Raw genomic sequence first — 8,435 nt, 5'->3', positions numbered from 1 at the left:
AGATGTGTATAAGGGGCAGTCCCCACACCTGACCGGACCCCCGTTCCCGCACCCGGGCCGACGAAGGGAGGACCCCATCACGCTGTGGCGACTGCGGCGCAACCCGCTGCGCCGCACCAGCGACCTGCTCCAGGCGTGGCTCGGCCTCGGCCTGCTGCTGGCGGTACTGGCCGCCGCGCCCGCCGCCGCGTACCTCGTCGGTGACGCGGCCCACCACCACTACACGCACACCGCCGAACGGCACGAACGGACCCGGCACCACACCACCGCCGTCCTCGTCCACGACGCCCCGCGCCACCCCGAGCCGGGCTCGGCCGAGGAGAAGAAGACCCGCTACCCGGTCGAGGTCCGCTTCACCGATCCCGGCGGACGGACACACCACGCGACCACGGACGTCCCTCCCGGCCTGCGCGCCGGCAGCACCGTCCACGTCTGGGCCGACCCGCACGGCCAGGTCACCGGCCCGCCGCTGACCCCCGACCAGGTCCGCAGCCGCACCATGGGCTGGGCGATCCTCGCCGCCCTGTCCGTCATCGCCCTGGGCTCCGCGGCCTACGGAGCCGTCACCCTCGCCCTGCGCCACCGCAACCTCACCGCCTGGGGCAGGGCCTGGGCCGGCACGGCACCACGCTGGACGACACGGAGATGACGCGGGGACGGCCCGTACAAGAGGCCTCGGCCTGCAGGGCCGTGGTGCCGGCCTGCTCCCGGGAGGTAGGACCGAGTGACTTCGCCGTCAGTGTGTCCGCGGAGCCGATCGATGGCTTCGGCCCCGCGATCGCTCGGCGTCAGGCCGTACTCCGTCGTCGACCGCCCCACCTTCCCGGCTGCCGAACGCCTGCGGCAGCCGGGGTGCTGACGTCCCGTCGGCGGCTTCTTGGCGGCCCACCGGCATCGAGGAGGTGCCGAACACTGCCGGGAACCGGCAATGCGCTCCCGGGTGCGAGCTGGGCATCATGGCCGCCGGGGAGCACTACGGATGGTTTCCGATGCCGGACCCCGGCAGACGCCGGTCCGGTCCGGAGGCCTGCACGGGGGAGAGGGGGACTCACGATCGCGGCCTGAAGGCCGCCGGAGCGCCCGGCTCGGCGCCCCGATCCGCCTCATCCTTCGTACCGTCAAGGACGTATTCCATGGATGTCATCGGCGCGCTCGCCGCTGCCTGCCTGATTCTCGTTCTGCTCGCGCTGCTCGTCTTCTCCCGGCTGTACCGCAAGGTGGACCAGGGCAGGGCGCTGATCGTCTCCAAGACGCGGAAGGTCGACGTGTCCTTCACCGGGCAGGTCGTGCTGCCCGTGCTGCACAAGGCCGAGGTCATGGACATCTCGGTGAAGACCATCGAGATCAGCCGCTCCGGCCGGGACGGGCTGATCTGCCGGGACAACATCCGCGCCGACATACGGATCTCGTTCTTCGTGAAGGTCAACAAGACCGTCGAGGACGTCATCAAGGTGGCGCAGTCCGTCGGAACCGAGCGTGCCAGCCACCAGGACACGCTGCAGACGCTGTTCCACGCGAAGTTCTCCGAGGCGCTCAAGACCGTCGGCAAGCAGATGGACTTCACCGACCTCTACACCAAGCGTGAGGAACTCCGCTTCCACATCATCGAGTTGATCGGCGTCGACCTCAACGGCTACCACCTGGAGGACGCGGCGATCGACTACCTGGAGCAGACGCCGCTGTCCCAGCTGGACCCGGCCAACGTCCTGGACGCGCAGGGCATCCGCAAGATCACCGAGCTGACGGCGATCGAGCACGTGCGCACGAACGAGGCGCAGCGCACCGAGGAGAAGGAGATCACCCGGCAGAACGTCGACGCGCGCGAGGCCATCCTGGAGCTGGAGCGCCGGCAGGCGGACGCCGAGATCAAGCAGAGGCGGGAGATCGAGACGTCCCGGGCCCGCGAGGAGGCCGAGACCGCCCGCGTGGTGGAGGAGGAGCGGCTGCGCGCGCAGAGCGCCTTCCTGCGCACCGAGGAGCAGCTCGGCGTGCAGCGGGAGAACCAGGCCCGTGAGGTCGCCGTCGCCGCGAAGAACCGCGAGCGGGTCATCGCCGTGGAGAACGAGCGCATCGAGAAGGACCGGCTGCTCGAGGCCATCGCCCGGGAGCGGGAGACCCAGCTGACGAGGATCGCCGCCGACAAGGAGGTGGAGGCGGAGAAGCGGGAGATCGCCGAGGTCGTACGCGAGCGGGTCGCCGTGGACCGTACGGTCGCCGAGCAGGAGGAGTCCATCAAGAAGCTGCGCGCCGTGGAGGAGGCGGAGCGGGAGCGGCAGGCCGTGATCATCGCCGCCGAGGCGGAGGCGCAGGAGAAGCTGGTCAAGGACATCAAGGCCGCCGAGGCCGCCGAGCAGGCCGCCACTCACCGCGCGGCCGAGGAAATCACCCTGGCCGAGGCCCGGTTGAAGACCGCGGATCTGGACGCGCGGGCCAAGCTGCGGCTGGCCGAGGGCATTCAGGCGGAGGCCGCCGCCGAGGGGCTGGCCGCCGTCCAGGTCCGCGACAAGGAGGCCGAGGTCATCGAGAAGGCCGGCCGCGCGGAGGCCGAGGCGGCCCAGGCCCGGATGCGGGCGGAGGCGCAGGGCACCGAGGCCAGGCTGCGGGCCGAGGCAGAGGGCGCCCAGGCCAAGGCGCTGGCCGATGCCACCGCGATCGGCGAGAAGCTGAAGGCGGAGGCGGCGGGCCTGACCGAGAAGGCGGCGGCGATGGCCGCCCTGGACGAGGCCTCGCGCGGCCACGAGGAGTACCGGCTGCGGTTGCAGGCGGAGAAGGAGATCCGGCTCGCGGGTCTGGAGGTGCAGCGCCAGGTCGCCGAGGCGCAGGCCACCGTCCTGGCGACCGGGCTGGAGAACGCCGACATCGACATCGTCGGCGGCGAGTCGGTCTTCTTCGACCGGCTGCTGTCCGCGATCTCCCTCGGCAAGGGCGTCGACGGGTTCGTCGAGCACTCCAGGTCCGCACAGGCCCTCGCCAAGCCCTACCTGGAGGGCTCGGCGAGCCTCCCCGAGGACCTGAGCCGGATCCTCGGCTCCATCTCCACGGCCGACGTGCAGAACCTGACGATCTCCGCACTGCTGATGAAGCTGATGAAGTCGGGTGGCGCGAACGCCGGGCAGTTCCAGCAGCTCCTGGAGCGCGCGGGCGAGCTGGGTCTGGCCGACACCCCGCTGACCGCGCTGACCGGCCGCAACGGCACCGTGAGGGCCTGAGGGCCGAGGGTCCCGCGGAGCCGCCGAACAGGGGGCGGCGGCTCCGCCCCGGGCCACAGGCCCCCGACCTCCTGCCGAACCTTCCGAAGGGACGCACCATCCATGGCAACCGCCCTGGAGACGGGTTCGTACGACGCCGTGGACAGCGGCACGTACGAGGTGCTGCGCGACCGGCTCACCGCTCAGGCCGCCGAACTCGCCCGCGGCGCCGAGGCGCTGAACGCCCGCCGGGCCGAGGAGTTCGGCGCCACCCGGCTCGACCTCACCGGCACCGGTCTGCTGCGCACCGAGCACCCGTGCGTTCCCGGGGACGTCGTCGCCGTCGGCGGCCACCTGCTGTTCGGCTGCCACGGCGGCCGCCCGGAGCCGGAGGTCGGCGACGTCCTCGGGCTGTACGACCGCGAGCTGAACCGGCTGCCCGAGGACGCCGTCCCCGGCCTTCTCGACGACCCGGCGTTCGTCCGGGAGTTCGCGGCGCTGCACCGCTACTACCGGCAGGCCCGGCTGCTGCGCCTGCACCGGATCGAAGGGCGGCTGCTGGCCGTCTTCCGCACCGGTGAGAAGGCCGACGACATCCGGGCGCTGCGCTGGGACCTGACCGACGACGGACGGGCCGTCTTCCTGGACGCGCGCGGGGAACGCGACCACGTGCTGCCGCCCGCCCACGACTTCGAGTGGACCGAGGCGACCCGGGAAGACCATGTGCTGGGCCGCCATCCGCACGTCCGTGTGCGCGGCGAGCTGTACGTCTCCACCGTCGGCGGCGCCCTCACCGTCAAGACCGAGGACGACACCGAGACGGGCGAGGGCATCCACAGCGAGCCGGTCGACGAGCCGCTCCAGGCGCTCGCCGACGCGGACATCGCGCACACGCGAGTGGGCGCGCTGATCCTGCTGCGGATCCGTCCCTACAAGGAGGACGCCGACCGCTACCTGGTGTTCAACACGCTCACCCGGGCGGTGGTCCGCCTCGACGGCATCGGGCAGGGCTGCCGCCGCCTCCCCGAGGACCAGGGCATCGTCTTCGCGGCCGGGTACTGTCTGGCCACGGGGGCGTACAAGACGTACGAACTCGACACCAGCGGCCTGGAGTTCGAGCGCGAGGTGCGCTCCCCGTACGGCGAGGACGTGCTGTACGCCTTCCACGCGCCCGCCGGGGGACGCGGCCTGCTGCTGTCGTACAACACCATCCGCGAGGAGGTCGCCACCCCGCTGACCTGCCACGGCTGGGCCCTGTTCGACGACGGCGCGCTGCTGGCCCTGCGCGCCGACCCGGCGGGCACGGCCGGGGAACCGGCCCGCGTGCACCCGGCACAGCTGTGGACCTCCCCCTACGTCTCCGACACCCACGCCGCCGCATCGGCCGGCACCGGCCCCCTGGCCCGGGTCGGCAACGCCGACCTGGTGCGCGGCATCTCGGACTGCCTGTCCATCAGCCGCGCCGTCGCCGAGACGACGCCGACAGTGGAGGTGTACGAGGCGCTGGCCGCCGCGTGCGTCCGCGCCGCCGACACCCACCACTGGCTGGGCGAGGCCGACCTGGGCGGCCTGCGGACCCCGCTGGATGCCGTACGGGCGACGGCGGAGCAGGTGCTGGCCGAGTTCCGGACCGTGCAGGACCTGACCCGCCGGGCCGCCGACGCGCTGGAGGAGGCCGCGGAGCGGCTCGCGGCGGTGGTGCGCCGGCTGCGCGGCGAGGCGCCGCGCGGGGCAGCCGCCTGGGTGAGCGGGCTGACCGAACTGCGGCAGGCGCAGGGCCATGTGCTGACCCTGAAGGAGATGCGGTACGCCGACACCGCCCGCATCGACGAACTCGCCGCCGAGGCGGAGGCGGACCTCGCCACGTTCGGCCGGCGGGCCGTCTCCTTCCTGGCCCGCGAGGACGCCTTCGCCGAGCACCACCGGGACGTCGAGCGGCTCGTCGCGGACGCCGAGTCGATCGCCGGCGTGGCCGAGGCGGAGCCGGTCGCGGCCCGGCTCGACGAGCTCGCCGGCTCGCTGCGCACGGTCACGGAGGTGGTCACCGGGCTCGACATCGCCGACGCCACCGTGCGCACCGGCGTCCTGGAACGGATCGCCGAGGTGCTGGGCGGCGTCAACCGCGCCCGCGCCCTGCTCGACGCCCGTCGCCGGGAGCTGGGCGAGCGGGAGGGCCGCGCCGAGTTCGCCGCCGAGCTGGCGCTGCTCGGGCAGGCGGTGACCGGCGCGCTCGCCGCCGCCGACACCCCCGAGGCCTGCGACGAGCAACTGGCGGGCGCGCTGGTGCGGCTGGAGAACCTGGAGTCGAGGTTCGCGGAGTTCGACGACTTCCTCGGCGAGCTGGCCTCCCGGCGCACCGAGGTCTACGAGGCCTTCTCCGCCCGCAGGCAGGCCCTCCTGGACGCCCGCGCCCGCCGCGCCGAGCAGCTGGCCGCCGCCGCCGTCCGGATCCTCGAGACGGTCGCCCGGCGGGCGGCCACGCTCGCGGACGCCGAGGCGGTCAGCACCTACTTCGCCTCCGACCCGATGGTCGCCAAGGTCCGCCGCAGCGCCGAGGAGCTGCGCGGACTCGGGGACCCGGTGCGGGCGGAGGAGCTGGACGGCCGGCTGAAGGCCGCCCGGCAGGAGGCGGCCCGCGTCCTGCGCGACCGCACCGACCTGTACGCCGACGGCGGGCGCACCATCCGCCTGGGCGTCCACCGTTTCGCCGTCACCACGCAGCCCCTCGACCTCACCCTGGTCCCGGACGGCGACGGCCTCGCCTTCGCGCTGACCGGCACCGACTACCGGCGTCCGGTCACCGACCCGGACTTCCTGGCGACCCGCGCCCACTGGGACCGGCACCTGCCCTCGGAGTCGCCCGAGGTCTACCGCGCCGAGCACTTGGCCGCCCGGCTGCTGCGCGAGCACGGCCCGGCCGCCCTCGCCGCAGCCGACGACCTGCCCGCCCTGGTGCGCGGTGCGGCCGCTGAGGCGTACGACGAGGGCTACGAGCGCGGGGTCCACGACCACGACGCCACCGTGATCCTCACCGCCCTGCTGCCCCTGTACGAGCAGGCCGGTGCGCTGCGCCACGAGCCCGCCGCACGGGCCGCCGCCCAGCTGTTCTGGGACCACGGCACCACGCCCGCCGCGCGCGCGACCTGGACCCGGCGGGCGGTCTCCCTCGCCCGCGCCCGCGACACCTTCGGCCCGGCGGCGACGACGGCCGTCGCGGAACTGGAGAAGGAGCTGGCTGAGGCGATCGGGCAGTGGTCGGCCACCCTCGGCGACCCGCCGGCGGCGACGGACACCGGCGGACCGGTGGGGGCCGCGGATCCGGACGGTTCGGCCCAGGCCGCGGCGGCGTATCTCTTCGAGGAGCTGACGACCGGCCCCGAGGGGTTCGTCATCAGCGCCACCGCCCGCACCCTGCTCGACAAGTTCCGCCGCACGGTGGGCGGTTCGGCCTACGACGAGGACCTGTCCGCACTCGAGGAGCTCTCCGCGCGCCGGCAGCTGGCCCGGGCGTGGCTGACGGCGTACGTCGACTCCACCGGCACGGACATCGCCGCCGGCGACCTGGCCGAGGCGGTGGCCGCCGAGCTGTGCCCCGGCCTCACCCGCCACGAGTCCGACTTCTCGCCCCTGGCCGTGGCCGAGGGCCTGCTGGGCGGCCACCGGCGCCTCACCGGCCGCTCCCTCGGTCTGCGGATCGACGAGTTCCTGGCCCGGACGAAACGGTTCGCGGAGCGCGACGTACCCGCCTTTCGCGCCCACCAGCGCCACCGCGGCGCCCTGGTGGCCGCCGAACGCGCCCGGCTGCGCCTGGACGAGCACCGCCCGCGCTCCATGGCGGCCTTCGTCCGCAACCGGCTGATCGACGAGGTCTACCTCCCGCTGGTCGGCGACAGCCTGGCCCGCCAGCTCGGCACTGCGGGCGGGAGCAGGCGCACCGACACCGGCGGCCTGCTGCTGCTCGTCTCGCCGCCCGGGTACGGCAAGACGACGCTGATGGAGTACGTCGCCGACCGCCTCGGCCTGATGATGGTGCGGGTCAGCGGCCCGGCGCTGGGCCACGCGGTCACCTCGCTCGACCCGGCCGAGGCGCCGAACGCCACGGCCCGCCAGGAAGTGGAGAAGATCAACTTCGCGCTGGCGGCGGGCAACAACACCCTCCTGCACCTGGACGACATCCAGCACACCTCACCGGAGCTGCTGCAGAAGTTCATCCCGCTGTGCGACGCCACCCGCCGCGTGGACGGCGTGTGGGACGGCGAGCCGCGTACCTACGACCTGCGCGGCAAGCGCTTCGCGGTCTGCATGACCGGCAACCCCTACACCGAGTCCGGGGACCGGTTCCATGTGCCCGACATGCTCGCCAACCGCGCCGACGTGTGGAACCTCGGCGACGTCCTCACCGGCAAGGAGGACGTCTTCGCGCTCAGCTTCCTGGAGAACGCGCTCACCGCGAACCCGGTCCTCGCCCCGCTGGCCGGACGCGACCGCCGGGACCTGGACCTGCTGGTCCGGCTGGCGGACGGCGACCCCACGGCCCGTGCGGACCGCCTCACCCACCCCTACGCCCCCGCCGAGCTGGACCAGGTCGTCTCCGTGCTGCGCCATCTGCTCACCGCGCGCGAGACGGTCCTCGCGGTCAACGCCGCCTACATCGCCTCCGCAGCCCAGTCCGACGCCACGCGGACCGAGCCGCCGTTCCGGCTCCAGGGCTCCTACCGCACCATGAACAAGATCGCTCAGCGGATCCGGCCGGTCATGAACCATGCCGAGCTCGCGGCCGTGCTCGACGACCACTTCACGGCGGAGGCTCAGACCCTGACCGGCCAGGCCGAGGCCAACCTCCTGAAACTGGCCGAGCTGCGCGGCACCCTCACCGCCGAGCAGGCCCGGCGCTGGGCCGACCTGAAGGCCGCCCACGTCCACACCCGGGACCTCGGCGGCCCCGCCGAGGAGCCCCTGACCCGCGCGACCGCCGCCCTCGCACTGCTGGCCGACCGCATGGCGGCCATCGAGTCCGTCCTCACGGCCGCCACCGCACACCGGAGCGGGCGCGAGACCGAGGGAACGGGGCGCGCCACCGGCGGTAGCGCGCCCACGGCCGACCGAAAGGAGAGGTGACGGTGACCGCGATGACGCCCTTCCTGGTCCCCCTCACGGCCGCGCTGCTGATCGTGGCCGTCTGCACCTGCGTGCTGATACGCCGGGACCGCCGGTACGCACGGGCGTACACCGGCGGTCCGGGGTTGC

Annotated in this window: 3 protein-coding genes; all 3 read left to right on the top strand. The window is 73.6% G+C overall.

Annotation, left to right across the window (positions count from 1 at the left end):
- Nucleotides 1-4: 4 nt before the first annotated feature.
- The 3 genes from BZY54_RS38910 (at nt 5) to BZY54_RS38900 (ending at nt 8,306) form a co-directional block, all read left to right on the top strand.
- The gene (locus BZY54_RS38910) at nt 5-649 is read left to right on the top strand and encodes an Rv1733c family protein (protein WP_425276356.1); all 645 of its coding nucleotides are present in this window, start codon (nt 5-7) and stop codon (nt 647-649) included.
- A 484-nt stretch (nt 650-1,133) separates the two neighbouring features.
- Nucleotides 1,134-3,209: a flotillin family protein gene (locus BZY54_RS38905; RefSeq protein ID WP_086730068.1), complete on the top strand. Its 2,076-nt coding sequence runs from the start codon at nt 1,134-1,136 to the stop codon at nt 3,207-3,209.
- Between the two features lie 102 nt (nt 3,210-3,311).
- Nucleotides 3,312-8,306, top strand: coding sequence for a DNA repair ATPase (locus BZY54_RS38900; protein ID WP_107419938.1), 4,995 nt, complete (start codon nt 3,312-3,314; stop codon nt 8,304-8,306).
- Nucleotides 8,307-8,435 lie beyond the last annotated feature (129 nt).

This window comes from Streptomyces carpinensis, from assembly GCF_002154505.1.
Lineage (GTDB): Bacteria > Actinomycetota > Actinomycetes > Streptomycetales > Streptomycetaceae > Streptomyces > Streptomyces carpinensis.
This window is presented reverse-complemented; position numbering and strand designations above follow the sequence as displayed.